Source organism: Ciceribacter thiooxidans, from assembly GCF_014126615.1.
Taxonomy (GTDB): Bacteria; Pseudomonadota; Alphaproteobacteria; order Rhizobiales; family Rhizobiaceae; genus Allorhizobium; species Allorhizobium thiooxidans.
The window spans coordinates 675,184-699,623 of record NZ_CP059896.1 but is presented as its reverse complement, the minus strand read 5'-3'; the positions used below and the strand labels follow the sequence as shown (position 1 = coordinate 699,623).

Here is a 24,440-nt window from a genome sequence, read left to right as displayed (position 1 = left end):
GCTGTCCGCGCCGGCGTGCGCGAGGATCAGATCGAAACAGGGAACTTGACATGAAACGACTTGCCATGGCCGCGATGCTCGCGACGGTCTCGCTGGGGGACTGTACGGCACCGCGAGCTCCATGCAGCTTATGCCGGGTGGTCCGTCGGCGGTGCAGGCGCCGGCGAGCACCAACGCGCGGCAGCCGGTCGTGCTCGCCCAGAGCAACGACGCCTCCGTCCGCGTACTCCAGCTCGAAGAAGAGATCCGCACCTTGAACGGGCGGGTCGAGGAAATGAGCTACCAACTCCTGCAGATGCAGGAGCAGATCCGCAAGTTCCAGGAAGACAACGAATTCCGTTTCCAGGAACTGGAGAAGTCGAAGTCGACCAAGAGCGGGGCACTCGAGGCCCCGGTCAAGGGCGGCGCGCAGCAGGACGAGGTCGCCCGCGTCATCGCCACCGAGCCCCCGGCATCCGCCGGGGCAAGCGCGAACGGACAGCTCGGGACACCTGAACAGACCCTCGGCTCGATCGAGCTCGATTCGAGCGGCATGCCCGTCTCCGCCTCGATCAATGCAAGCGCCAAGAGCAGCAGCAACCTGCCCGGCGTCGACACGCCGACCACCGCGGGCGGTGCCGAAGTCGCCTCGCTCGGCAGCGAGTCCGACGTCTACCAGGTCGCTTACGGCCACGTCCTTTCCGGCGACTACGGTCTTGCCGAGAACGAGTTCAACGACTTCCTGAGCCGCTATCCGCAGAGCCGAAAAGCCGCCGATGCGCATTTCTGGCTGGGCGAAGCGCAGTACTCGCAGGGCAAGTACAACGAGTCCGCCAAGACGTTCCTGAACGCCCACCAGGCCTACAGCTCCTCGCCGAAGGCGCCGGAAATGCTGCTGAAGCTCGGCATGTCGCTCGCCGCCCTCGACAACACAGACACCGCGTGCGCCACGCTCAAGGAAGTAACACGCCGTTACCCCAAGGCTTCGCGCGCCGTCGTCAACAAGGTTGCGACCGAACAGAAACGCCTGAGCTGCTGACGCGGCCGTCGTCATGGACGCGCCCGCAGACATCCTGCCCGAGCGGGACACCTCGCCAGAAAACGCCGTTTCGGATTTCCTGAGGTCGCTCGCAAAACCCTCGCGCATTCTCGTCGCGATCTCCGGCGGCAGCGATTCCACCGGGCTTCTCCTCGCCTTGCATCGGCGCATTGCCGCAGGCGCACACCCCCACACCCTTCTCGCCGCGACGATCGACCACGCACTGAGGGCGGACTCCGCCGGCGAAGCAGCACGCGTCGCCGCCTTCTGCCGCGACCTCGGCATTGCGCACCAAACCCGCCGCTGGCTCGGCGAGAAGCCCACGACCGGCATTTCCGCGGCTGCGCGAGAGGCGCGCTACCGTCTCCTCGCCGATGTCGTCGCCGAACGTCACGCCGACCTTCTCGTGACCGGCCACACCGCCGACGACCAGGACGAGACGGTCGTCATGCGCACGGCCCGCGCCCCCTCCCCCCACGGTCTTGCCGGAATGGCGCCTGCCACCCTCTACGAGCGCAGGCTCTGGATCGTGCGGCCTTTCCTTTCCGTCCGCCGCGGGGCGATCCGTACCTTCCTGACCCGGAACGACCTCGGCTGGATCGACGATCCGAGCAACTTGAACCCCGCCTATGAGCGGGTTCGCACCCGCGTAGCGATCGAAGGAACGTCGCCCATCGTCGACCGTACCGCCGCCACCCGCCGCATCCGCCTTTCCACGGAAGCCGCGAACCTGCTGCGTGCCACCGCCACGGTCCGGCACGGAACCATCGTCCGGCTGGCGCCTGAAGCATTCGACGCGGAACCGGAGGTGCTGCGCCATGCGCTGGCCTTCCTGCTCGCCGTGCTCGGCGGCCGGTCCTATCTGCCGGCGGGCGAGCAGATGGATCGCCTCACCGCCTTCGCACTTTCACCCGGGCACGGCCGCATGACGGTCGCGCGCACGCTTGGCTGGAAGCGGCGCGACGGGTTCTATCTGATGCGGGAAAACCGCAATCTGCCGGAGGTCACCGTCGCGCCGGGACAAACTGCACGCTGGGACGACCGTTTTCTCGTCACGAACGGCGGCGAAGAGGAAACCCGCATCGGGCCCGGCACGGACCTGCCCGTCGGGGATGACGACAAGGCACTCCCCCGCATGCTTGCGCGATACCGGGCACGAGTTCTGCCGCATGTCATTTCCCCGGATGGCGGCGCCCCCTTGCGACGGCCGAGATGGAGACGTTATCGACCGAGCCTGTGCTCGCGCCCTTCGATCATTTCCTGCCGGTTTTCGATCTCGCCGTCGCCGACGTTCTTGCCGCACTCTTCGGCAGATCCCGGTATCCCGTTGCGCCAATTTAGGTCTTGTTGACGGAAAACGCATTCGTGAGACCGGTTTTCCTTGGCAAGGCGGCACCGCAATCCTATGTTAACGGATAATCATACCGGCCGCAGGCAATGCAGGCTGTTTCTGTTCGGGGAGTTCAATGAACCCAAATTTTCGTAATTTCGCGCTGTGGGCCATCATCGCCTTGCTGTTGATCGCTCTCTTCAGCATGTTCCAGACGTCGCCGTCCCAGACAAGCTCGCGCGAAATCCCGTATTCTCAGTTCCTTCGCGAAGTCGATTCCGGCCGTGTCCGCGACGTAACCGTCACCGGCAATCGCGTCATCGGCACCTACGTCGAGAACGGAACAGCCTTCCAGACCTATGCGCCGGTCATCGACGACATGCTGCTCGAAAAGCTGCAGTCGAAGAACGTGATGATCGTCGCACGGCCCGAAACCGACGGTTCGTCCGGCTTCCTGAGCTATCTCGGCACGCTGCTGCCGATGCTCTTGATCCTCGGCGTCTGGCTGTTCTTCATGCGGCAGATGCAGGGCGGATCGCGCGGCGCCATGGGGTTCGGCAAGTCCAAGGCGAAGTTGCTCACCGAGGCCCACGGCCGCGTCACCTTCGATGACGTCGCAGGCGTCGACGAGGCCAAGCAGGACCTCGAGGAGATCGTTGAATTCCTCCGCGACCCACAGAAGTTCCAGCGCCTCGGCGGCCGTATCCCGCGCGGCGTGCTTTTGGTTGGCCCGCCCGGTACCGGTAAGACGCTCCTCGCCCGCGCCATCGCCGGCGAGGCCAACGTGCCCTTCTTCACCATTTCGGGTTCGGACTTCGTCGAGATGTTCGTCGGCGTCGGCGCAAGCCGCGTCCGCGACATGTTCGAGCAGGCAAAGAAGAATGCGCCCTGCATCATCTTCATCGACGAAATCGACGCCGTCGGCCGCCATCGCGGCGCCGGCCTCGGCGGCGGCAATGACGAGCGCGAGCAGACGCTCAACCAGTTGCTCGTCGAGATGGACGGCTTCGAGGCCAATGAAGGCATCATCCTGATCGCCGCGACCAACCGTCCCGACGTTCTCGATCCGGCGCTCCTGCGTCCGGGCCGCTTCGACCGTCAGGTCGTCGTTCCGAACCCGGACATCGTCGGCCGCGAACGCATCCTCAAGGTTCATGCCCGCAACGTTCCGCTGGCGCCCAATGTCGACCTCAAGGTGCTCGCCCGCGGTACGCCAGGATTCTCCGGTGCCGACCTGATGAACCTCGTCAACGAGGCAGCGCTGATGGCGGCGCGGCGCAACAAGCGCGTCGTCACCATGCAGGAATTCGAGGACGCCAAGGACAAGATCATGATGGGCGCGGAACGCCGCTCGTCCGCCATGACCGAGGCCGAGAAGAAGCTCACCGCCTATCACGAGGCCGGTCACGCGATCCTCGCCCTCAACGTGCCGATCGCCGATCCGCTGCACAAGGCGACGATCATTCCACGCGGCCGTGCGCTCGGCATGGTCATGCAGCTTCCCGAGGGCGACCGCTACTCGATGAGCTACAAGTGGATGGTCTCGCGGCTGGCGATCATGATGGGCGGACGCGTCGCCGAGGAACTGACCTTCGGCAAGGAGAACATCACCTCCGGCGCCGCCTCCGACATCGAGCAGGCGACCAAGCTCGCCCGCGCCATGGTCACCCAGTGGGGCTTCTCCGACGAACTCGGTCAGGTCGCCTACGGCGAGAACCAGCAGGAAGTCTTCCTCGGCCACTCCGTTTCGCAGACGCGCAACGTCTCGGAATCCACCGCCCAGAAGATCGACAACGAAGTGCGCCGCCTGATCAACGAGGCCTATGTCGACGCGCACCGCATCCTCACCGAGCAGCACGACGAGTTCGTCGCGCTGGCCGAGGGGCTGCTGGAATACGAAACGCTGAGCGGCGACGAGATCAAGGCGCTGCTGAAGGGCGAAAAGCCCGCGCGGGACCTCGGCGACGACACGCCGCCGAGCCGCGGCTCCGCCGTCCCGACGACCGGCGCCAAGAAGGACACCGGCGCCAAGGGCGGAGAGCCCGAGGGCGGCCTGGAACCCCAGCCGCACTGACGCCTGACCGCAGATCTCCTGCAGGAACAAGGGACCGCCGCTCGAAAGACCGGCGGTCCCTTTCGTTTCCGGTAACAGGATATATTGGACATTGACGCGAATTTACGTGCCGTTTCGCGTGTTTTGTGGCATGAGCAGCCCGAGAGGGTGCCGCGCCCCTCGGCCCCGTTTGCGCGCAGTCGCGAGAGGAAGCCTGAGACCATCCGCGGCGCCGCCAATGCACTTCGGGAGTACACATGTCACGTCGCTATTTCGGTACGGACGGTATCCGTGGACAGTCCAACGTCTTTCCGATGACACCGGATCTCGCCATGCGGGTGGGCATTGCCGTCGGCACCATCTTTCGCCGTGGCCATCACCGCCACCGCGTGGTGATCGGCAAGGATACCCGGCTTTCCGGCTACATGCTGGAAAACGCCCTCGTTGCGGGCTTCACCGCCGCCGGCCTCGACGTCTTCCTGCTTGGGCCGATCCCGACGCCCGCGGTCGCCATGCTGACCCGCTCGCTGCGCGCCGATATCGGCGTGATGATCTCCGCCTCGCACAATCCCTTCGCCGACAACGGCATCAAGCTCTTCGGGCCGGACGGCTATAAGCTCTCCGACGAGATCGAGCAGCAGATCGAGGCGCTCCTGGACAAGGACATTTACGCGCAGCTCGCACCGGCGAAGGAAATCGGCCGCGCCAAGCGCGTCGACGGCGACATTTACCGCTATATCGAATTCGTCAAGCGCACCCTGCCCCGTGACGTCACCCTGCACGGACTCCGGATCGCCATCGACTGCGCCAACGGCGCCGCCTACAAGGTGGCGCCCGCCGCACTCTGGGAACTCGGCGCCGAGGTGATCACCATCGGCAACGAACCGAACGGCACCAACATCAATCTCGATTGCGGCTCGACCCACCCCTCGGCGCTGCAGAAGAAGGTGCACGAAGTGCGCGCCGACATCGGCATCGCGCTCGACGGCGACGCCGACCGCGTCATCATCGTCGACGAGAACGGTGCGATCGTCGACGGCGATCAGCTGATGGCGGTGATTGCCGAGACCTGGGCGAATGACCAGAGCCTCAAGGGCGACGGCATCGTGGCGACGGTGATGTCCAATCTCGGGCTGGAACGCTTCCTCAACGGCAAGGGGCTCAATCTCGCCCGCACCAAGGTCGGCGACCGCTACGTCGTCGAGTATATGCGCCAGCACCACTACAATGTCGGCGGCGAGCAGTCGGGGCACATCGTGCTCTCCGACTTCGGCACCACCGGTGACGGCATCATTGCGGCGCTGCAGATTCTCGCCTGCGTCAAACGCACCGGAAAAACGGTGAGCGAGATCTGCCACCGCTTCGATCCCGTGCCGCAGCTTTTGCGCAACGTCCGCATCTCCGGCGGCAAACCGCTCGAGGACAAGACGGTCAAGCAGGCAATCGCCGACGCCGAGAGCGAGCTCTCCAAGAGCGGCCGCCTGGTGATCCGCCCCTCCGGCACCGAACCGCTGATCCGCGTGATGGCGGAAGGCGACGACCGCGGCCAGATCGAGCGCATCGTCAACGACCTCGTCGGCGTGATCGGCGGCGCCCGCGGCGCGGCGGCTTAAGGCACTCGACGCGAAGGCTTTCAGCAGGGCAGTCATCCTCGGGCTTGACCCGAGGATCCACGACATCTTCGCAAGGTCTACCACAGTTCTAGGTACAGATCGCGCCAGTCCGGATTCAGGGACTCGATCAGCTCGATCTTCCATCGACGGTACCAACGCTTCAGAGACTTTTCTCTCTGGATGGCGGTGCCGATGCTCTGGTGCTCTTCGTACCACACAAGGCGCTTCAGGCCGTAGGTGGATGTGAAGCCTTTCACAAGCTCTTCGCGATGCTCATAGATCCGGCGCTCCAGATCGGACGTGACGCCGATATAGAGCGTACCATACTTGTGGTTGGTTACGATGTAGACAAATCCCGCCATACGGGAAATTTTGCTTCGCTTTGGATGCTCGGGTCAAGCCCGAGCATGACAGAGTTTGGCATAGCCGCCGTCCCCTCCTCAGGCCCGCTTGCGGTGAGGTGTCGGCACGCGGATGAGGGGCCGCACGGGCGTCACGAGCAAACAATGAAAAGGCCCGGCTGCGCGAGCAACCGGGCCTCTCTTGTGTCGTGCCTTGACGATCAGGCCGAGAGCTTGGCCATGACCTCGTCGGAGACTTCGAAGTTCGAGTAGACGTTCTGCACGTCGTCGTCGTCTTCCAGCGTGTCGATGAGCTTCATCAGCGACTGCGCCTTTTCCTCGTCGACTTCGATCGTGTTCTGCGGCTTCCAGATCGCCTTGACGGATTCGGCTTCGCCGAGGGCCGTTTCCAGCGCCTTCGAGACTTCGTTGATGTCCTCGAAACCGCAATAGATCGTGTGGCCATCCTCGTCGGTGACGACGTCTTCAGCGCCGGCCTCGATCGCCGCTTCCATCACCTTGTCGGCGTCGCCGACGGCAAGCTTGTAGGTGATTTCGCCGACACGGTCGAAGGAGAAGGAAACCGAGCCGGTTTCACCGAGCGCGCCGCCGGCCTTCGAGAAGGTCGAGCGCACGGAGGATGCGGTGCGGTTGCGGTTGTCGGTCAGCGCCTCGACGATGACGGCGACGCCGCCCGGACCGTAACCCTCGTATCGGATCGCGTCATAGCTTTCGGCATCGGCGCCCGATGCCTTCTTGATGGCGCGTTCGATGTTGTCCTTCGGCATCGACTGGGCCTTGGCGTTCTGAACAGCCAGGCGAAGTGCCGCATTCATGGTCACGTCCGGCAGGCCGGTCTTGGCGGCAACCGTGATTTCGCGCGCGAGCTTGGAGAACATTTTCGACCGCACGGCATCCTGACGGCCCTTGCGGTGCATGATGTTTTTGAACTGTGAATGGCCAGCCATGGCACCCCTGATCACACTTATTGTTGGGAATGGCGCCTTATAAGAGCGAAAACCGCCCGATTCAAGTGCAGCAGGGGTATTTCCGCCGCCGGACCATCCGGGCGGGCGGTTGCGAGGGGGCCGCCCGAAGGCGGCCCCGGAGGATCAGGCGGCGGAAGACAATGCCTCGCGCCGCACGAGACCGCGGATCGCTTGTTCCTCCGCCGTGAAGGCGGGATGGGTGACTGCGCCGAAGGCGGCGGCGGTCCCTTGCACCCGCGTCGTCGCATCGGGGAGCGCATCCGCACCGTCGAGGCGGAAGGAGACGGCCGAAAGCGGACCGAAGAGCAGCGCCCGTTCGAGATCCGGCCGCGCGGAGAGATCCGGATCGACCCCGGCATTGCGCGCGAAGCCGAGGGCGGCGACATGCATCGGCACCGCCGGCGGCCCGGCGCGCATGGCCTTCGCCCTTTCGACGCCTTCCGCCATCTCCGCCTGCGACGGCATCGGCGCGACCCCGGCGAAGCAATAGCTGATCCAGCGGGCCTGCAGCTCCAGCACCGGCAGATAGGGACCGACGAGATCGTAAAGGCCGAGGAAGGCCAGTCCCGGCAGGTCGGGGTGGAAGGTGTGGTCGTGGAGGTCCATGTGGACATCGTCGAGGCCGAGCTTCGCTGCCGTTGCGGCATCGAGGAACGGCAGCGACAGGCGATAGCCGGTCCCGAGGATGATGCCGTCGAACTCGCCGCGGCGGCCGCCGCGGAAGAGGACACGGTTGCCGTCGATCTCCTCGATCCACGGCATGACGGTGATGCGCCCCTCCGCCACCGCCGGCAGGAACTGCTGCGACTGCGTGATGCCGGCGGCGAAGATGTCGTCGTCGGGTGCGGGCGCGCCGAACTGCGCCGGATTGCCGGCGACGGCGAGCACCTTGGCCCGCAGCCCCGCGGCAAGCTCCGGTGGCGGCAAGACGCCGCCGAGAAGCGCTGCGGCGCGGTTGAACATCACGTGCTCGGTCGGCACACCGGAGATCAGCTTCGGCAGGACATAGCGCTGGCGGCGGTTGGCCACCGTGACCCGCGCTCCGCCATAGGCGAGCTCCGAGGCGATTTCGAGCGCGCTGATCGAGCAGCCGGCGACGAGCACATGGCGTCCGCGATAGCGCTCGACGCCGTTGTACTGGGCGGCGTGGATGGCGCCGAGCGATCCGGAAAAGCCCGAGAGGCCGGATATTTCCGGGACCGACGGCGTACCGCAGCGGCCGGTCGCCACGACGACCCGCCGGAAGACTTCCGAGCGCCCGCGCCCGCCACTCGCCGAGCGGATGAGCCAGCCGCCGCCGGCCGCGGGTTCGAGGCTCTCCACCCGCGTCGACAGCCGCAGTTTGGGCAGCAGTCCCGAGACGAAGGCGTAACGCTCAAGATAGTCGAGCATCTCGTCCTGGGTGAGATAGGTCGCGCTACCGGGCGCGTGGTCGAGATCGGAAAAGGCCGTCATGATCCGGCTCGTATTGGTGCGCATGCCCGGCCAGACGGCGCTGGTCGCGCAGGTCGAGTTCCACTGGCCGCCCATCCGGGCCGACGCCTCGAAGACGACCGGTTCGAGCCCGTGGGCCGCGAGCCACTTCGCCGCGGCAAGTCCGCCGGGTCCGGCGCCGATCACGGCGACGCAATTCTCGGACATCGCTGTCGTTTGCTGTTTCATGCTGCTCTCCTTCATTCGCTGGAGCCCTGCCAATAGGCGCTTCGGCGGCGGCCGTTTCCTAAAAGCTTGCTAAGCCGGGCGGTGGGAATCCTAAAACTTCGCGGGCTGCGCTATGCATGTCGTAAGAGGAGAGATTCCATGCTGGACCACGAACTGGCGGCCTTCATCGAAAGTCCGGTAATGCAGATCATCGGGACGGCGGACGCCGACCGCCGCCCGGAGGTCGGCCGCGGCGTCGGCGCATGGCCGCTCGACGGACGCCGGATCGCGCTCGTCGTTTCCGCCTGGCAGTGGCCGGGCACGATCGCCAACCTCAGGGCGAACGGAATGGTCGCCGTGACTTTCTCCCGCCCCGCCGACTACGTGACGTACCAGATCAAGGGCAAGGCGGAGGTGCGGGACGCAGCGGCAGACGAGATCGACCGCTCGGAACGCTATATGGTCGCCATGGTGTCGGCGCTGATGCGCCTCGGACTGGCGCCGGAGATCATCGCGCCCTGGCTCAGCCACCGGGATGCGCGGCTGGTGACGATCGACGTCGCCTCGGTCTATGTGCAGACGCCGGGCGCGAAGGCGGGGTCGAAACTCCGGAGTGTATCGACATGACAATTACGCTCCGCGACCTCGAGGCCTGCTTCGAAGGCGTCATTCCCTCGATCATCGCGACCGCCGATGCCGAAGGCGTGCCGAACATCTCCTATCTCTCCCACGTGTCGATGGTCGACGACGAACACGTGGCGCTCTCCAACCAGTTCTTCGCCAAGACCGCCGCCAATATCCGCCTCAACCCGAAGGCGACCCTCGTCGTGGTCGACGGTCTCACGGGCGCGCAGTTCCGGCTGCAGCTCGCCTTCGCCTATACGCTGGAGGATGGCGCCCTCTTCGACCGGCTCGCGCAGGAGGTCGCCGCCGGCGGCGCACAGGTGGGCTTAAGCGACGTCATGCGGCTGCGCTGCGTCGACGTGTTCCGTGTCGTCGCCATCGAAGCGGTGCCCTCGCCGGTCGAGGCGGTCGATGCGCCCAGACGCCCGCGGCCGGACCGGCTCTTCGCCGCCGAGAACATTGTCGCGGCCGTCGCCGCGGCGGCGGATGCCGGCGGTGTCGTCGATGCACTCCTCGAAGGTATTTCCGCGCATCTCGGCTTCGGCCATGCAATGCTTTTCCAGAGCTACGGCGAGAAGGCCCAGATCACCGCGATCGGCAGCACCGGCTATGTACCCTCGGGCATCGGCGCCGAGGTGCCGTTCGGCGAAGGGCTGATCGGATCGGCGGCGGCGAGCGGGAGGACCGTCAAGGTGAGCGACATGAGCCGCATCCGCCGCTTCGGATCGGCGGTGCGACACTCCTCGCCGGACGAGAACCGGACGCGGGAGATCGTGTTGCCGGGCATGGCCGACGCGATGAGCCAGATCGCCGTACCCCTCCTCGTCCAGGGGCACGTCGAGGGCGTCCTCTTCGTCGAGAGCGATCGGCGCCTCGCCTTCACCCGCGAGGACGAGGCAGCCCTTGCGATCGTTGCCCGGCAGGCGGCGGTCTCGCTCGCGCTCTGCGAACGCATGTCCTTCGATCCGGAAGCCGCTCTTCCGGCGCATACGGTTCCGGTGGCGGACGGCAGCCGGGTCGATGTCGCCCATCACCCATTCGACGACAGCGTCTTCATCAACGGCGACTATGTGATCAAGGGCGTGGCGGGGCGGCTGCTGGTGCACATGTTGCACCATTATCTCGAGGGTGGTCGGCGGGAATTCACCAATCGCGAAATCCGCCTCGATACGAGCCTCCGTCTGCCCGACTACAAGGACAACCTCGAGACTCGCCTCCTGCTGCTGCGGCGACGGCTCGACGAGAAGCACCTGCCGATCCGGCTCCTGCAGCTCGGTCGCGGCAAGATCGGGCTCGCCGTCGAGGGCGAAGTCCGTCTCACCCGCCGGTAAGCGGATCTCAGACGCCCCTCAGCACGAGGATCAGCGGCTTTTGCGGCAGCGTGGCAATGGAGACCGTAACGGTCGCGCTGTCAGAAATCTTCCAGTCGAAGTCCGCGTCGAACATCGCGAGGAAATCGGAAATCGGCGGACCGCGGCGGTGCATCGGCAGGATCAGCGCCGAGCGCAGCCGTTTGACCGTGCGGCTCATGCTGTCGGCGCCCATGGTCAGCCCGCCGTCGACGGGAACCATGACGACGTCGAGCCGCCCGATCTCGGCGAAGTGCCCGTCCGTCAGCTCGTGGTGCAGGTGCCCGAGATGGCCGATGCAGAGCCCCGCGACCTCGAAGATGAAGATCGAATTGCCGTTCGCCTCGAAGCCGCCGAAGCTGCGGATATCGGTGGTGACGTTGCGGATATAAGCGTCGCCGACCACGACGCGATGCACCGCCTTCTCGCCGGGCGTATCGCTCCAGCCGTGCAGGACATTGGCGATCGCCGGGTCCGGGGCGAGCGTGTAGTGGCTCGAATGCGCCTTGTTCATCGTCACCACGTCCGGCACGCGCGGCGAACGCAGCCAGCCGTTGTAATCCGTCGCAATCGAGATGCCGCCCGGCGTTTCGATCAGGAAGGTCGAATGGCCGAGATAGGTGATCGTCACCTCGCGCTCGGCGGCGGCGAGCTGAAGGGAGGGAGAAGCATCGAAGCGCACGAAGGTCGCCTTCGGCAGATTATCGGCGACGAGCTGGCATTCGCTGACCGGCGGGCGCTCTTCCTGGGCACCGGCGGCACCCGCGGCAAGAATCAAGGAAATGAACGCCATGGCAAGTCGCAGCATCATGCCGGCCCCGCACCATCCATCCGATGGCAGAGGATGGGCCAGGACGGCGGCGAGGTAAAGCCGGAGAGGCTCACATTCGCGTTAGAGCCGCCGTCGCAGGCTTATCGCCAGAAATCCGGGATCGTCTCGGTGAGCCGCGGCCCGATCCTGAGCGGCGCGATCTTCTCGGCGAGGCCGGTACGGTCGGAGATTTCGACGCCGACGCCGCAGATCGTCGCCGGCCCGTGGGCCGCTTCGAAGCGCCCCTTCGGCATCTTCGAGATGAAGCGGTTGAGCGGCTCTTCCTTCTCCATGCCGAGGGAGGAGTCGTAATCGCCGCACATGCCGGCATCCGACATATAGGCCGTGCCGCCGTTGAGGATCTGGTGATCGGCGGTCGGCACGTGCGTATGGGTGCCGACGACGAAGCTCGCGCGACCGTCGACGAAGTGGCCGAAGCACTGCTTCTCGCTGGTCGCCTCGGCGTGGAAATCGAAGACGATGGCGTCGGCCTGTTCCTTGAGCGGGCAGGCCGACAGGATTGCCTCCGCCGAGGTGAAGGGATCGTCGAGTTCCGGGTGCATGAAGACCCGTCCCATGATGTTGGCGACGAGCACGCGCGCGCCATTGCGGGCGTAAAAAACACCGGAGCCCTTGCCGGGCGTTCCCGCCGGATAGTTGGCCGGCCGCAGGAACTGGTCGTGGCGCTCGCAGAAGGAGACGGCCTCCTTCTGGTCCCACACGTGGTTTCCGGTGGTGACGACATCGGCACCGGCATTGATGGTTTCGAGGTAGATATCCTCGGTGATGCCGAAGCCGCCGGCGGCGTTCTCGCCGTTGACGATGACGAAGTCGAGCTTCAGGTCGGAGATCAGGCCGGGAAGCCGCTCCCAGACCGCCGTCCGTCCCGTCTTGCCGACCATGTCACCGAGAAAAAGCAAGCGCATTCGCGTATCCAGTCATCATCATCCAAAAGTCCGCATGCCGTCTTCCGTCACCACGGCTTCCAGCCCGACATCGTGCGGTTCAAAGGGGACATGTGCCACTTCCTGGCAGGCGAATGCAATGCCGATCAGCCGGGGATTAAGCCCTTTTTGCCGCAATCGCGCGATCGCCCGGTCGTAATGGCCGGCGCCATAGCCGATGCGGTGGCCGCGGCCGTCGAAGGCGGCGAGCGGCACCAGCAGGATGTCCGGATCGAGCTCCACCGCCTCCGGCCCCGGCCCGCGGGTGCCGAAGCCGGTCGAGACGAGTTCGGTGCCGGGCAGGAGTTCGCGGAAGACGATCGTCTCGCGGTCGAGCACCACCGGCAGGCAGAGGCGCGCACCGCGCTCGCGCAGCCGCGCCATCAGCGGGCGGATGTCCGCTTCCGAGCGGATCGGCAGGAAACCGGCGACGACCGCTCCGGGCTCGAACGCCAGCGCCTCTCCGAAGGCGGCGATCGCTAGGCTGTATTCGATCCGCGTATCGGCGGGGATCGCGTCCCGCCGCTCGAGCCGTTCCTTGCGCAGCTGCGCCTTCATCGCCGCATTCCCCGTCATTCCGTCTCCCCGCGCCGCCGCCGACCGATCCGCGCGGCACCTTATGCCATCGAGACTTCGTATTAGCCGCTATGCGCGCCATTGCAAGTCGTCGCGGTCCGGTTGGCGACACCGACAATTGCCGCTCGCAACGGTTGAGGAATGCGCTAACATGCAGACCGTTCCGGTCAGCGCGCGAGGTCTGTATGTTCCTGCTTTCCCATATGCTGAAGTCATTCATCAAGAAGGGCCGGCTGACGGTCATCGACGCCGACGGCAAGCGGCATGTCTTCGGCGGATTGCAGGAGGGGCCGCAGGTGACGATGCGGCTTACCGATCCGAAGCTCTACCGCAGTCTCGTCTTCAAGGCGGAGCTCGTCGCCGGCGAAGCTTATATGGACGGCACCATGCGGTTCGAGGAAGGCTCGAGCCTGCGTGACTTCCTGATGCTGTTTTCGATCAACCGGCTGTCGCTCGGCTCCTATCCGATCCAGAAGGCGATCCGCGCGGTGCGGATGCGGTTCCGCAAGCGTGAGCAGTCGAACCGCAAAGGGCAGGCCCAGCAGAACGTCGCCCACCATTACGATCTCGGCAACGATCTCTACAAGCTCTTCCTCGACGAGAACATGCTCTATTCCTGTGCCTACTTCCGCGACCCGGAAGAGACGCTGGAACAGGCGCAGCGCAACAAGCTGAGGCTGCTCGCGGCCAAGCTCGACCTGAAGCCCGGCATGAAGGTGCTCGATATCGGCTGCGGCTGGGGCGATCTCGCACTCTATCTTGCGCAATTGGAAGACGTCTCGGTCGTCGGCGTGACGCTGTCGAAGGAGCAACATGCGCTCGCGACGAAGCGGGCGGCCGATGCCGGCCTTGCGGGCCGCGTCCGCTTCGAACTGAAGGATTACCGCGACGTGGAGGAAAAGTTCGACCGGATCGTCTCGGTCGGCATGTTCGAGCATGTCGGCGTCCAGCACTACGACGAGTTCTTCAAGAAGCTGAACGCGCTGATGCCGGACGACGGCGTCGCCCTCATCCATTCGATCGGCCACATGAGCCCGCCCGGCACGACGAGCCCGTGGCTTCGCAAGTACATCTTTCCCGGCGGCTATTCCCCGGCCCTGTCGGAAGTGGTCGCGGTCACCGAGCGGAACAGCCTGTGGGTGACCGACATCGAGGTGCTGCGCGTGCATTACGCGACCACGCTCGCCCACTGGTGCCGGCGCTTCGAGGCGAACCGCGACAAGGTCGTCGCCATGTATGACGAGCGCTTCGCCCGCATGTGGGAATTCTATCTGATCAGCTGCGAGATGATGTTCCGCGCCGGCAGCCAGATGGTCTTCCACCTGCAACTGTCGCGGACCCGCGACGCGGTCCCGATCGTCCGTGATTACGTCACCGATCTGCAGCGCAGCTACGTCGAGCGCGAGAAGCAGTTACACCTTCAGGTGTGAGCGCTCAGAGGCCGCCCCGTTCGCGCACCATGGCGGCCATCGCCCCGGCCGTGTCACTTGCCTCCGCGTCGAGACCTTCGGCAACGCCGCGGCGGTCGGCCTCGTTGCGGTTCTGGCTGACCTTCCACTTGCCTTCGATGGCGGTGATCTGCACCTCGATACCGACAATGCCCTTGAGCTGCGCGGTGATGAAGTCGTCGGGCGCATCGTCGACAGCCCATGGGATCATGCGCCTGCTCTCGTGGCCGTCGGTCAGCCGGCCCACCAGCGCACGGAGCCACTGGCTGTCCTCGATCACCCGGACCGTCCCCCGCACCTGGACGATGGCATAGTTCCAGGTGGGCACGACCTTGCCGGTCTCGCGCTTCGTCTCGTACCAGGACGGGGTCACGTAGTGATCGGCGCCCTGGAAGACGACGAGAACCTCCGCACCGGCGGCAAGCGCCCGCCATTGCGGATTGGCTCTCGCCATATGCGCCTGAAGCGTTCCCATCCCCAGATCCGAGTTCACCAGCCGGAAGGGGATCGGATTGGCGAGAAGCCCGCCTTCGCCGGACGAAATCAGCAGCCCGAGAGGATGGTTCCGGATAAGGGCATGCTGGACCTCGCGACGATCCTCGCGAAAATGGGGTGGCTGGTACATGGGCACTCTCCGGGGTGCTGGCCGCTTCGCGAGGGGGGAGTCGTCTTTCGGCTGGGTGAACCGCGTGAGCGGCAGCATGATGATCGCCTTCGGGGCGATGCTCGCCCTCGCGCAACGGCCGTCGATGTGAAGAAGAAGAAAGTGCGATCCACGGCAACCGATGGAGTTTTTACGATCCTGGGCGCCTACAAAAGTAGGTGGGCGCCGTGTGTCCAAGCCCACGGGCCTGGCCAGGGACAGCTCCCTCTGGATCGAGTATGGCCCCAGGGATTGTGGTTTCCTGTCGTGAGGCGCAGACCGCGATCCCTGATATAGGACCAAACGCCCCGCCGCGCCAGAGGTCGGGCCGTCAAAAAGATCCAAAGATCAGCTTTCCTGCGCAGCGGTGCCCGCAGGGCGGGCCGTGAGCTTTCGCGTAATCGCGTTCAGCCGCTCGGCAAGCTCGACGATGGTCGTGGCGAGCAGTTCTTCCTTGCGCTGGCTTCCGGCCGCTGCCGTGTCGCGGCCTTCGCGCAGGCTCGCGAGTTCGCGCTCCGTCTCGGCGATCCTGCGGTTCATTTCCGAAAGCTCGTCCATCACCATGATGCCGGCCATGACGGTGATCCGCAGATCGCCGATCTCGCCGAACTGCGATTTCAGGTGCGAGACGTAGTTGTCGAACCGGGTCGCAAGCTCGAAGAGATGCGGCTCCTGGCCCTCCTCGCAGGCCATGCGGTAGGCTTTCCCGTCGATCGTCACCGTTACCTGTGCCATATGCCCTTCCGCATTCGGGACTACGCAGCCGCCGCCGTCAGCGGTCGAGTACCGCCCGTATCGTTTCCATCGCCGTCACCAGCCGCCGCGAGACCTCGCGATTGACTTCCTCGAGCCGGTTGGCGCGAAATTCCGACTGGTCAAGCTCCTGAGCGAGCCGTGCGCGGTCGGCATGGACGCGCTTGACCTCGCTTTCGACCTCGGCATTCTCCCGCTGGGCCTCGAAACGCATGTCGACGGCGTTCTCCAGGCCCGAAATCGCCTGTCGCAGGGCGCCGAGCGCCGCCTCAACCGTATTGTCCGTCGACATTGTCTTGTCCCGGCCTTCCGAAAAAAGTCACCGAATCGGACACCGAAGCCCGCCATCCTGTTTCCCCGACAGTATTCGCTTGTATTGCCACCCGTCAATAAAACCGGAGAGGCACGGATTTGCCTATCCTGTGGACGACGACCGAACACGCCCGTTACGGCGTTCCGGCGAGGCGAAATCTTGGCGGATCGGAACCGCAAACCCAGCGGATTTGTTGACTCGCGCGCCTCACCTGCTATGGATCAGCCGCCTTCAGGCGGTCCGCCGCGGTGCGGACATCCCCAGTGACTCGGAACAAGCGGAAAAATGATGATTTCTCCCGAAAAACACAACCGGATGGCCAACGCGATCCGTTTTCTTGCCATGGATGCCGTTGAAAAGGCCAATTCCGGCCATCCCGGCATGCCTATGGGAACCGCCGACGTCGCGACCGTCCTTTTCACCCGTTTCCTGAAGTTCGATCCCAAGAACCCGCTCTGGGCCGACCGCGACCGCTTCGTGCTTTCCGCCGGTCACGGCTCCATGCTCCTCTACAGCCTCCTTTATCTCACCGGCTACGAGGACATGACGATCGAGGACATCAAGCAGTTCCGCCAGCTGGGCGCAAAGACCGCAGGCCACCCCGAATACGGCCACGCCTCCGGCATCGAGACGACCACCGGGCCGCTCGGCCAGGGGATTGCCAACGCCGTCGGCATGGCGATTGCCGAAAAGAAGCTCACCAACGAGTTCGGCGCCGAGCTGATGGATCACTACACCTATGTGATCGCCGGCGACGGCTGCCTCATGGAAGGTATCAGCCAGGAAGCGATCACGCTTGCCGGCCACCTGAAGCTCAACAAGCTCATCGTTCTGTGGGACGACAACGGCATCTCGATCGACGGCGCGGTCTCGCTTGCCGACTCGACCGACCAGCATGCCCGTTTCCGCGCCTCGGGCTGGAACACGCTTTCGGTCGACGGCCATGATCCGGAAGCGATCGCCGCCGCAATCGAAGAGGCGCGCAAGTCCGACAAGCCGACGATGATCGCCTGCAAGACCGTGATCGGCTTCGGCGCACCGAACAAGGCCGGCACCCACAAGGTCCACGGCTCGCCGCTCGGCGCCGACGAAATCGCCGCGACCCGCAAGGCACTCGGCTGGAGCGAGGAAGCCTTTACCATCCCCGCCGACGTGCTCGACGCCTGGCGCCTCGCCGGCCTGCGCTCCACCAAGGCGCGCAAGGACTGGGAAGAACGCCTCGCGGCGGCAGACGCCGACAAGCGGGCAGAGTTCACGCGCCGCTTCGCCGGCGATCTGCCGGGCAATTTCGACGCCACGATCGACACCTACAAGAAGAAGCTCGCCGAAACGAAGCCGACGGTCGCAACCCGCAAGGCCTCGGAGGATGCGCTCGAAGTCATCAACGGCGTGCTTTCCGAAACGCTCGGCGGCTCCGCCGACCTGACCGGCTCGAACAACACCAAGACCAGCCAGACGAAGTCGATCACCCCGACCGACTTCTCCGGCCGCTACATCCACTACGGCATCCGAGAGCACGGCATGGCCGCCGCCATGAACGGCATCGCGCTTCACGGCGGCCTGATCCCCTATTCCGGCGGCTTCCTGATCTTCTCGGACTATTGCCGTCCGTCGATCCGGCTTGCCGCCCTCATGGGCATCCGGGTCATCCATGTGCTGACCCATGACTCGATCGGCCTCGGCGAAGACGGCCCGACTCATCAGCCGGTCGAGCACATGGCGGCGCTCCGTGCCATTCCGAACCTGTTGATGTTCCGCCCGGCGGATGCCACCGAAACGGCCGAATGCTGGCAGATCGCTCTCGAGCAGAAGCACCGTCCGTCGGGTCTCGCGCTGACGCGCCAGAACCTCGTCGCAGCACGCACGGAATATGAAGAGAAGAACCTCTGCGCCAGCGGCGCCTACGAACTCGTCTCGGCAAGCGACGCGAAGGTCTCGATCTTCGCTTCCGGCTCGGAAGTCGAGATCGCGCTGAAGGCACAGGCCGAGCTCACCGGCAAGGGGATTCCCGCCCGCGTCGTTTCGGTCCCCTGCTTCGAACTCTTCGCCGAACAGCCGGATGCCTACCGTGAGGCGATCATCGGCAATGCGCCGGTGAAGATCGGCGTCGAAGCCGGCATCCGCCAGGGCTGGGACAGCATCATCGGCTCGGACGGCGTCTTCATCGGCATGTCCTCCTTCGGCGCCTCCGGCCCGTACAAGGAGCTCTACAAGCACTTCGGCATCACCGCCGAGGCCGTGGTTGCCGCCGCCGAAGCCCGGCTTGGCTAACGTCAAATTGTCGCAGGGCGATTGCCAACGCCCTGTGATCCATTAGTTTCGAATTTCTTTTCTACACGGGAGTGAACGCCATGACTCTTAAAGTTGCCATCAACGGCTTCGGCCGTATCGGCCGCAACGTGCTGCGCGCCATCGTCGAATCCGGTCGCACCGACATCGAAGTAGTCGCGATCAACGACCTCGGTCCGGTCGAAACCAATGCCCACCTGCTGCGCTACGACTCGATCCACGGCAAGTTCCCGGCCGATGTGAAGGTCGAAGGCGATACCATCATCGTCGGCGGCGGCAAGCCGATCAAGGTCACGGCGATCAAGGATCCGGCAACACTCCCCCACGGCGCAATGGGCGTCGACATCGCGATGGAATGCACAGGCATCTTCACCGCCCGCGACAAGGCGGCCGCGCACCTGACCGCCGGCGCTAAGCGCGTCCTCGTCTCCGCTCCGTCCGACGGCGCTGACCTGACCGTCGTCTTCGGCGTCAATGACGACAAGCTGACCAAGGATCACCTGGTGGTCTCCAACGCATCCTGCACCACCAACTGCCTGGTGCCGGTCGTCAAGACGCTCGACGATGCCGTCGGCATCGACCACGGCTTCATGACCACGATCCACTCCTACACCGGTGACCAGCCGACGCTCGACACCATGCACAAGGATCTCTACCGCGCCCGCGCGGCAGCGCTCTCCATGATCCCGACCTCGACCGGCGCCGCAAAGGCCGTCGGCCTGGTCCTGCCGCACCTCAAGGGCAAGCTGGACGGCACCTCGATCCGCGTGCCGACCCCGAACGTCTCGGTCGTCGACTTCAAGTTCGTCGCCAAGAGGAATACCAGCGCCCAGGAAATCAACGAGGCGATCAAGGAGGCTTCGAACGGCGCATTGAAGGGCATTCTCGGCTACACCGAGGAGCCGCTGGTCAGCCGTGACTTCAACCACGACAGCCACTCCTCGATCTTCGCGATCGACCAGACCAAGGTGCTCGAAGGCAATTTCGTCCGTATCCTCACCTGGTACGACAACGAATGGGGCTTCTCCAACCGCATGTCCGACACGGCGGTCGCGCTCGGCAAGCTCATCTGAGCGATCGACCCAACTATTGTCCTTGATGAGGCGGGCCGGGAGACCGGGCCGCCTTTCATTTTTCCTGCTCCCGCCCTACTCTGATCACGATTGCGGGCGACAAGTACGACTCTCGTCTTTCGGCAGTCCTGCCAGATCGTTCCCGGCCCTACACCGACCCCGACATCGGGGCGGAAAGCGTTGTCGACGCCGTCGCGCTGCGTCCGCAGGTCCGGTATGATCGGCAGGCGCGGGACGATACGATACGGGCGGCGACGAAGGGGATGCGCGGGTGGACGAATTCTATGCGATGACGCTGGTGGGCACGGCGCTGGTCCTCCTGGCGGCGTTTTCGAGCCTGCTCGCTTTCCGCTTCGGCGCTCCGCTCCTCCTGCTCTTCCTGCTGATCGGCCTCGTGACCGGTGTCGACGGCCTGGGCATCGATTTCTCCAACAATTCGCTTGCCTATGCGCTCGGCTCCGTGGCGCTCGCGATCATCCTGTTCGATTCCGGCTACGGCACCTCCCTGCAGTCGTTCCGATTGTCGGCGACGCCGGCGCTGCTGCTCTCGACCGCGGGCGTCCTGATCACCGCGTGTCTCTTCGGCGCGCTCGCGCACCTGCTGCTCGACTTCTCTTTCCTCGAAGGCGCACTGCTCGGCTCGATCGTCGCCTCCACCGACGCGGCGGCGGTGTTCTTCCTGTTGCGCATCGGCGGCATCAACATCCGCGATCGGGTGCGCTCGACGCTGGAGGTCGAGTCCGGCACCAACGATCCGATGGCGATCTTCCTCACCATGGCGCTGGTGCAGCTCCTGTCGACCGGCCAGGGCTATAACGGCTTCGACATGCAGCTCCTGCGCCTCTTCGTCGAACAGATAGGGCTCGGGCTCGCGCTCGGGCTGATCGGCGGCGCGATCATCGTCTTCGTATTGAAACGGATTTCCATCGAACGGGGGCTTGCGCCGATCTTCATGCTGACGATGGCCCTCCTCGTGTTCTCCTACACGGGCGCGGTCGGCGGCAGCGGCTTCCTCGCCGTCTATGTGGCCGGCATTTACGCCGGTAGCCAGAAGATTCCCGCCCGCGGGTCGATCACCCGCTTCCAGGACGGCATGACCTGGCTCGCACAGATCGTCATGTTCCTCGTCCTCGGCCTGCTGGCGACGCCTTCGCAGTTTCCGCAGATCCTGCTGCCGTCGGTCATCCTCGGCCTCTTCCTGGTCTTCGTGGCACGTCCGCTTGCGGTGTGGCTCTGCCTCCTGCCGTTCGACTACACCCAGCGCGAAACCGGCTTCATCGCCTGGGTCGGCCTGCGCGGTGCAGTATCGATCCTGCTCGCCATCCTGCCGATCCTCGGCAACCTGGAAGACGGGCAGATCTATTTCAACGCCGCCTTCATCGTCGTGATGATCTCGCTGCTGCTGCAGGGCTGGACGATCAAGCCCGTCGCCCGCAAGCTCGGGCTCATCATCCCGCCGCGTATCGGCGCGGTCGACAAGCTGGAACTCGACCTGCCGGGTGCCGCCAACCATGAGCTGCTCGCCTACCGCGTCGTCGCCGACAGCCCCGTGCTGCGCGGCGAGCGCATTCCGCGCTGGGCGATGCCCTCGCTCGTCATCCGCGACGGCAAGTCGATGCGCTATCAGTATGCCGGCCGGCTCAAGGAGAACGACCAGGTTTATCTCTTCATCGCGCCGGGCTATTCGCGCCTGCTCGACCGCCTGTTCGCCAGCAAGGCGCCGGTGGACGAGAACGACAGCGAGTTCTTCGGCATGTTCGCGATCGCGCCGTCGACCCGCGTGGACAACCTCGACCAGGCCTACGGCCCGCTCTCGGTGAGTGATGCGGAGCGCACAATGTCCGTCGCCGAACTGATCGAGCAGCGGCTTGGCGGACGGTCGGACTATGCCGATCGCGTCCGTCTCGGCACGATCGTCCTGATCGTCCGCGACATCGACGAGACGGGACATATTGCCTCGGTCGGCGTCTCGCTCGAACCGGTGGCGCCGGCCACCAAACTGCCGATCTTCCTCAATCTTCGGGAGATTGCCCACGCACTGCGCGACTATCTCCGCAAGGTTCGCAAGGCGGCCGAATGAATTTTGCCCGCCCTCGCCTTGCGTCGCGGGGCAGGCGTAGTAATGTCCGGCCCTCACGTTTTTAGAACCCAACGAGACTGGAGGGACGGGTATAACCATGGCGGCTTTCAAGACACTCGACGATCTGACCGACATCGCCGGCAAGCGCGTACTGGTCCGCGTGGACCTCAACGTTCCGGTGACGGACGGCAAGGTCAGCGACACCACCCGCATCGAGCGCGTGGCGCCCACCATTCGCGAGCTTTCGGAAAAGGGAGCGAAGGTTATCCTGCTCGCTCATTTCGGCCGTCCAAAGGGTGAGCCGGTCGCCGACATGTCGCTTTCGCTGATCGCACCGGCCGTCGAGGAAGTGCTGGACCAGAGCGTCGCCTTCGCTTCCGACTGCATCGGCGCGCCGGCTGCCGACGCGATCGAAAAGATGAACAACGGCGACATCCTGCTCCTTGAAAACACCCGCTTCCACAAGGGCGAGGAAAAGAACACGCCCGAATTCACCGCCGAACTCGCGAAGAACGGCGACATCTACGTCAACGACGCCTTCTCCGCCGCCCATCGCGCCCACGCCTCGACGGAGGGCCTCGCTCATCACCTGCCCGCCTATGCCGGCCGCACCATGCAGGCCGAGCTCGAAGCGCTCGAAAAGGGCCTCGGCAAGCCGTCCCGTCCGGTGGTGGCAATCGTCGGCGGCGCCAAGGTCTCGACCAAGATCGACCTCCTGACGAACCTGGTGAAGAAGGTTGATGCGCTCGTCATCGGCGGCGGCATGGCCAACACCTTCCTCGCCGCCAACGGCACCAATGTCGGCAAGTCGCTCTGCGAGCACGACCTCGCCGACACCGCAAAACAGATCATGCTGGAAGCCGCGACCGCCGGCTGCGCCATCGTCCTTCCTTCGGACGGCGTGGTCGCCCGCGAGTTCAAGGCCGGTGCCGACAATGAGACGGTCGACATCAACGCGATCCCCGCCGATGCCATGGTGCTCGACGTCGGGCCGAAATCGGTCGAGGCGGTCAATGCCTGGATCAGCCGCGCCGCCACACTCGTCTGGAACGGCCCGCTCGGCGCCTTCGAAATCGCGCCCTTCGACAAGGCGACCGTCGCGGCCGCCCGCCACGCGGCCGAATGCACCCGCGACGGCAAGCTGGTCTCGGTCGCCGGCGGCGGCGACACGGTCTCGGCGCTGAACCATGCCGGCGTTGCCGACGACTTCACCTATGTCTCCACGGCCGGCGGCGCCTTCCTCGAATGGATGGAAGGCAAGGAACTGCCGGGCGTCGCAGTCCTGTCCAGGACGGCCTGACCGCCCTATATGCCATCAGGCGGCGCGGATCGTCCGCATTCGCGCCGCCGTCGCAGCCGGTTTAAAGATTTCAGCTATTTTAAACGATTGAAATAATTTCAATCGTTTCAATCAATTAGACCGGGATTTGCCTTTAGGGAAACTTCTGTTATCGGCCAGTTGCAGCCCCCGGGAGAAGGCGAAACAGCCGAACATCTCAGCGATATCAATCCGGGGAATGATCAATTCGGCGTCGCCGGTTGGTCGGAACATCAACGAACCACGTGAGCGCATGTCGCGCCATCGTAGGGATAGGAGTGAGATATGGTAGACGCGAAGATGTTGAACAAGATCACCTCTGCACCCGGCTTCATTGCGGCGCTGGATCAAAGCGGTGGTTCAACACCCAAAGCGTTGAGCCTTTACGGCATTTCCGAGTCCGACTACCAGGGCGACGAGGAAATGTTCCGCCTGATGCACGCCATGCGCGTCCGCATCATGACCGCACCCGCCTTTACCGGCGACAAGATCATCGGCGCGATCCTGTTCGAGCGGACCATGGACGGCGACGTCGAGGGTGAGCCCGTTCCGTCCTATCTGTGGGAAAAGCGCGGCGTTGTGCCCTTCCTCAAGGTCGACAAGGGCCTCGAAGCCGAACAGAACGGCGTTCAGATGATGAAGGCCATGCCGGATCTCGACGCCCTCCTCGTCCGCGGTCGCGAAAAGGGCATGTTCGGCACCAAGATGCGCTCGGTGATCGCCGAGGCCGACAAGGCCGGGATCGCCGCCGTCGTGAAGCAGCAGTTCGAGGTGGCACACCAGATCATCGGCCACGGCCTCGTCCCGATCGTCGAGCCCGAAGTCTCCATCAAGAGCCCGACCAAGGTCGAGGCCGAAGCCATTCTTCGCGACGAGATCGCCGCGCAGCTCGACAAGCTTCCGGCTGGCGAAGCCGTCATGCTGAAGCTGACGATCCCGACCACCGCCGATTTCTACGCGCCTCTGGTCGCCCACAAGTCAGTCGTCCGCGTCGTCGCGCTTTCGGGCGGCTACACCACCGCCGACGCCTGCGAAAAGCTCAGCCACAACCACGGCATGATCGCGAGCTTCTCGCGCGCGCTGACGGAAAAGCTGCGCGTCTCGATGACCGACGCAGAATTCGACGCGAGCCTCGCCGAAACGATCGGCCAGATCTACAACGCGAGCGTCAACAAGGCCTGATACGGCCACCTCTTTGTCACGATGACACGAAAGCCCGGCCTGCGCCGGGCTT

21 protein-coding genes, 1 other RNA gene and 1 pseudogene are annotated in these 24,440 nt (G+C 64.7%); 13 read left to right on the top strand and 10 right to left on the bottom strand.

The window, feature by feature from the left end:
- Positions 1-50: 50 nt before the first annotated feature.
- The 4 genes and pseudogenes from ybgF to glmM all read left to right on the top strand — a co-directional run bounded on the left by ybgF (position 51) and on the right by glmM (position 6,014).
- Positions 51-1,018: pseudogene (gene ybgF, locus H4I97_RS03185) on the top strand (tol-pal system protein YbgF).
- Between the two features lie 13 nt (positions 1,019-1,031).
- Positions 1,032-2,369 (top strand): tRNA lysidine(34) synthetase TilS, encoded by a 1,338-nt coding sequence (gene tilS, locus H4I97_RS03180; RefSeq protein ID WP_182306503.1) that lies wholly within the window; start codon positions 1,032-1,034, stop codon positions 2,367-2,369.
- Between the two features lie 115 nt (positions 2,370-2,484).
- Positions 2,485-4,422 carry an ATP-dependent zinc metalloprotease FtsH gene (gene ftsH / locus H4I97_RS03175; RefSeq protein WP_182306502.1) on the top strand — a complete coding sequence of 646 codons (1,938 nt, stop codon included), beginning with the start codon at positions 2,485-2,487 and terminating at the stop codon, positions 4,420-4,422.
- 236 nt (positions 4,423-4,658) lie between these two features.
- On the top strand, positions 4,659-6,014 hold the full coding sequence (gene glmM, locus H4I97_RS03170) for a phosphoglucosamine mutase (protein ID WP_182306501.1): 1,356 nt from the start codon (positions 4,659-4,661) through the stop codon (positions 6,012-6,014).
- A 77-nt stretch (positions 6,015-6,091) separates the two neighbouring features.
- Here the strand turns inward: glmM and H4I97_RS03165 are convergent, their stop codons facing one another.
- The 3 genes from H4I97_RS03165 to H4I97_RS03155 all read right to left on the bottom strand — a co-directional run bounded on the left by H4I97_RS03165 (position 6,092) and on the right by H4I97_RS03155 (position 9,006).
- Positions 6,092-6,376 (bottom strand): GIY-YIG nuclease family protein, encoded by a 285-nt coding sequence (locus tag H4I97_RS03165; RefSeq protein WP_182306500.1) that lies wholly within the window; start codon positions 6,374-6,376, stop codon positions 6,092-6,094.
- A gap of 200 nt (positions 6,377-6,576) precedes the next feature.
- Positions 6,577-7,323: a YebC/PmpR family DNA-binding transcriptional regulator gene (locus tag H4I97_RS03160; RefSeq protein WP_182306499.1), complete on the bottom strand. Its 747-nt coding sequence runs from the start codon at positions 7,321-7,323 to the stop codon at positions 6,577-6,579.
- A 144-nt stretch (positions 7,324-7,467) separates the two neighbouring features.
- Positions 7,468-9,006, bottom strand: coding sequence for a flavin-containing monooxygenase (locus H4I97_RS03155; RefSeq protein ID WP_182306498.1), 1,539 nt, complete (start codon positions 9,004-9,006; stop codon positions 7,468-7,470).
- Positions 9,007-9,144: 138 nt separating this feature from the next.
- Here H4I97_RS03155 and H4I97_RS03150 point away from each other — a divergent pair, with 138 nt between their 5' ends.
- Together H4I97_RS03150 and H4I97_RS03145 are read left to right on the top strand one after the other, a co-directional pair.
- Positions 9,145-9,612 (top strand): pyridoxamine 5'-phosphate oxidase family protein, encoded by a 468-nt coding sequence (locus tag H4I97_RS03150; RefSeq protein WP_182306497.1) that lies wholly within the window; start codon positions 9,145-9,147, stop codon positions 9,610-9,612.
- Positions 9,609-10,940, top strand: a complete 1,332-nt coding sequence (locus H4I97_RS03145; protein WP_182306496.1) for a GAF domain-containing protein — start codon at positions 9,609-9,611, stop codon at positions 10,938-10,940. Before H4I97_RS03150 ends, H4I97_RS03145 begins: the two co-directional genes overlap by 4 nt.
- Before the next feature lie 7 nt (positions 10,941-10,947).
- On the opposite strand, the gene H4I97_RS03140 is transcribed toward H4I97_RS03145, so the two are convergent.
- From H4I97_RS03140 to H4I97_RS03130, 3 genes are all read right to left on the bottom strand, one after another.
- Complete coding sequence (locus H4I97_RS03140) at positions 10,948-11,769, bottom strand: MBL fold metallo-hydrolase (RefSeq protein ID WP_182306495.1); 822 nt, start codon at positions 11,767-11,769, stop codon at positions 10,948-10,950.
- Between the two features lie 101 nt (positions 11,770-11,870).
- Complete coding sequence (locus H4I97_RS03135; protein ID WP_182306494.1) at positions 11,871-12,695, bottom strand: TIGR00282 family metallophosphoesterase; 825 nt, start codon at positions 12,693-12,695, stop codon at positions 11,871-11,873.
- A gap of 18 nt (positions 12,696-12,713) precedes the next feature.
- Entirely contained in the window at positions 12,714-13,289 is a 576-nt protein-coding gene (locus H4I97_RS03130; protein WP_182306493.1) for a 5-formyltetrahydrofolate cyclo-ligase, read from the bottom strand.
- Positions 13,290-13,474: 185 nt separating this feature from the next.
- Between H4I97_RS03130 and H4I97_RS03125 the strand changes: the two genes are divergently transcribed.
- Positions 13,475-14,719, top strand: a complete 1,245-nt coding sequence (locus H4I97_RS03125) for an SAM-dependent methyltransferase (RefSeq protein ID WP_182306492.1) — start codon at positions 13,475-13,477, stop codon at positions 14,717-14,719.
- A 4-nt stretch (positions 14,720-14,723) separates the two neighbouring features.
- Here the strand turns inward: H4I97_RS03125 and H4I97_RS03120 are convergent, their stop codons facing one another.
- On the bottom strand, positions 14,724-15,362 hold the full coding sequence (locus H4I97_RS03120; RefSeq protein WP_182306491.1) for an FMN-binding negative transcriptional regulator: 639 nt from the start codon (positions 15,360-15,362) through the stop codon (positions 14,724-14,726).
- Here H4I97_RS03120 and H4I97_RS24750 point away from each other — a divergent pair.
- Positions 15,361-15,492, top strand: coding sequence for a hypothetical protein (locus H4I97_RS24750; RefSeq protein WP_280527682.1), 132 nt, complete (start codon positions 15,361-15,363; stop codon positions 15,490-15,492). The two genes, H4I97_RS03120 and H4I97_RS24750, sit on opposite strands and share 2 nt — an antisense overlap.
- Positions 15,493-15,503: 11 nt before the next feature.
- Here H4I97_RS24750 and ssrS read toward each other — a convergent pair.
- From ssrS to H4I97_RS03105, 3 genes are all read right to left on the bottom strand, one after another.
- Positions 15,504-15,664, bottom strand: a non-coding RNA gene (ssrS, locus tag H4I97_RS03115) — 6S RNA.
- A gap of 64 nt (positions 15,665-15,728) precedes the next feature.
- A complete protein-coding gene (locus H4I97_RS03110) occupies positions 15,729-16,115 on the bottom strand; it encodes a cell division protein ZapA (protein ID WP_182306490.1) in 387 nt (128 codons plus the stop codon).
- A gap of 37 nt (positions 16,116-16,152) precedes the next feature.
- Positions 16,153-16,425, bottom strand: coding sequence for a DUF4164 domain-containing protein (locus H4I97_RS03105; RefSeq protein ID WP_114364204.1), 273 nt, complete (start codon positions 16,423-16,425; stop codon positions 16,153-16,155).
- Positions 16,426-16,734: 309 nt separating this feature from the next.
- On the opposite strand from H4I97_RS03105, the gene tkt reads away from it, so the two are divergent.
- The 5 genes from tkt to H4I97_RS03080 all read left to right on the top strand — a co-directional run bounded on the left by tkt (position 16,735) and on the right by H4I97_RS03080 (position 24,388).
- Positions 16,735-18,717: a transketolase gene (gene tkt / locus H4I97_RS03100; protein ID WP_182307525.1), complete on the top strand. Its 1,983-nt coding sequence runs from the start codon at positions 16,735-16,737 to the stop codon at positions 18,715-18,717.
- 80 nt (positions 18,718-18,797) lie between these two features.
- Entirely contained in the window at positions 18,798-19,808 is a 1,011-nt protein-coding gene (gap, locus tag H4I97_RS03095; protein WP_182306489.1) for a type I glyceraldehyde-3-phosphate dehydrogenase, read from the top strand.
- A gap of 271 nt (positions 19,809-20,079) precedes the next feature.
- Positions 20,080-21,888 (top strand): potassium/proton antiporter, encoded by a 1,809-nt coding sequence (locus tag H4I97_RS03090; RefSeq protein WP_182306488.1) that lies wholly within the window; start codon positions 20,080-20,082, stop codon positions 21,886-21,888.
- Positions 21,889-21,985: 97 nt separating this feature from the next.
- Positions 21,986-23,188: a phosphoglycerate kinase gene (locus H4I97_RS03085; RefSeq protein WP_182306487.1), complete on the top strand. Its 1,203-nt coding sequence runs from the start codon at positions 21,986-21,988 to the stop codon at positions 23,186-23,188.
- Positions 23,189-23,491: 303 nt separating this feature from the next.
- On the top strand, positions 23,492-24,388 hold the full coding sequence (locus H4I97_RS03080) for a fructose bisphosphate aldolase (RefSeq protein ID WP_182306486.1): 897 nt from the start codon (positions 23,492-23,494) through the stop codon (positions 24,386-24,388).
- Positions 24,389-24,440 lie beyond the last annotated feature (52 nt).